Raw genomic sequence first — 1,608 nt, 5'->3', positions numbered from 1 at the left:
CACCCGCTACGATCGATGCGCCCATACCTTCATGTCCGCCATCTGCATCGCCGCAATCGTCATCTTCTGGCTGCCGCAATGAGTCCTGAGCCTAGTTTCAAGGCTTCTAAATACAAAAACGAACTGACAAGCTGAAGGCTGTTTTTAACCCTATGGTTGACCTCACGCAGCAGCAATTCCTTGACGCTTAGGGCCTCTTCCAAGTTGACCTTGGCCCAGTGCTGCTCGTCTATATCGATTATTGCGACCACACCGCCAGTGATCGTTCCCTTGCCGTTGCGCACTGGCCGCCCTGTCATCCGGGTCCATGCCTTAGAGCCTGATCCGAAATTAAGTTGAGTGGTGCCAGTGGGTTAGCTTGACGCGAGCCCAAGTCGTTGATTCAGCGGTTTTGCAACGAACCAAGGGAAATCAACGATGTGGACCGACACCACTCGGGCTCAGTATGCCCGTGCCGACCTGGCTTTGCCAAGCGATTTGACCGATGCGGAATGGGCCGTGCTGGAGCCGTTTTTCCCATCACCATCGCATGTGGGGCGTCCGCGCAAATGGCCACTGCGGCGTATCGTCGAGGCGATCCTGTATCTGCTGCGCGGCGGGCTGCCCTGGCGAATGCTGCCGCCCTGCTTTCCACCTGTTTCCACGGTGCGCCGCTGGTTCTACCTGTGGCGCGACAATGGTCTTTGGCTTTCACTCAATCACGCCCTGCTGCTGATCGGCCGGGAAGCTGTCGGGCGCGAAGCTTCTCCCAGCGCTGGGGTTATCGATAGCCAGAGCGTCAGGACCACCGAGAGCGGCGGACCGCGGGGCTACGATGCGGGCAAGAAGATCAAGGGCCGCAAGCGGCACATCGTGACCGATACCGATGGCAATCTGGTTCATGCCGTGGTCCACACCGCTGACGTGCAGGATCGCGATGGCGCACCGCTCGTCCTCGCTGAGATCATCCGCCGCCATCCTTGGCTCAGGCACATCTTCGCCGATGGTGGCTATGCCGGCGACAAGCTGCGCGAGGCGCTGCGCAAGATCGGGAAATGGACGGTCGAGATCATTAAGCGGTCCGACCACGCCAAGGGCTTCGAGGTCTTGCCCAGACGCTGGGTTGTTGAGCGGACCTTTGCATGGCTCGGTCGCAACCGCCGCCTCGCCAAGGACTTCGAGGAGACTATCGCCTCGGCAACCGCCTGGCTGTTCATCGCCTCAATCCAGCTCTTCGCACGCCGCATTGCAAGAGCATGAAATCCAGCGCGATAGTTTCGAATCAGACTCTTAGAGCCGTCGCCTCTTTGATAATGAACGTCAATGCTAGGTTTCTCCTCTCCGCGAAGCATCATCGCAGCGAGCGGATATTCATGCTCATCGACGCGTGAGCCGTCTTCGTGAAAGGATACCCAGTCACCCAAGCTGTGGAGCTGGGGTGAGTGCAGGACAGGATGGCCCAGCATTTGCTCGGCATACTTGTTCCTCCCCACAATCTTGCCTGACGGGAATTCGGCCATAATCAAGCCAAGTGGTGTTGAAGGACAGTTCACAGGAGCCGTAAGGCGACATCCAGCTTTACGAGGTGTCGCCTTGGCCTGATCGATTTCCCGGCGGATGGTCTTCCGG

The 1,608-nt window shown here is 58.6% G+C and carries 2 protein-coding genes and 1 pseudogene; 2 read left to right on the top strand and 1 reads right to left on the bottom strand.

Features of this window, described 5'->3' with window-relative positions:
* Nucleotides 1-82, top strand: a pseudogene (locus C0V72_RS16050) (IS5/IS1182 family transposase); the annotation flags it as partial.
* Here the strand turns inward: C0V72_RS16050 and C0V72_RS16800 are convergent.
* The gene (locus C0V72_RS16800; protein ID WP_324761555.1) at nucleotides 60-284 is read right to left on the bottom strand and encodes a histidine kinase dimerization/phosphoacceptor domain -containing protein; all 225 of its coding nucleotides are present in this window, start codon (nucleotides 282-284) and stop codon (nucleotides 60-62) included. The pseudogene C0V72_RS16050 and the gene C0V72_RS16800 sit on opposite strands and share 23 nt — an antisense overlap.
* A gap of 133 nt (nucleotides 285-417) precedes the next feature.
* On the opposite strand from C0V72_RS16800, the gene C0V72_RS16040 reads away from it, so the two are divergent.
* The gene (locus tag C0V72_RS16040; RefSeq protein WP_101795125.1) at nucleotides 418-1,239 is read left to right on the top strand and encodes an IS5 family transposase; all 822 of its coding nucleotides are present in this window, start codon (nucleotides 418-420) and stop codon (nucleotides 1,237-1,239) included.
* The last annotated feature ends 369 nt before the right edge of the window (nucleotides 1,240-1,608 follow it).

This window comes from Porphyrobacter sp. TH134, from assembly GCF_002855495.1.
Classification (GTDB): Bacteria; Pseudomonadota; Alphaproteobacteria; order Sphingomonadales; family Sphingomonadaceae; genus Erythrobacter.
This window is presented reverse-complemented; position numbering and strand designations above follow the sequence as displayed.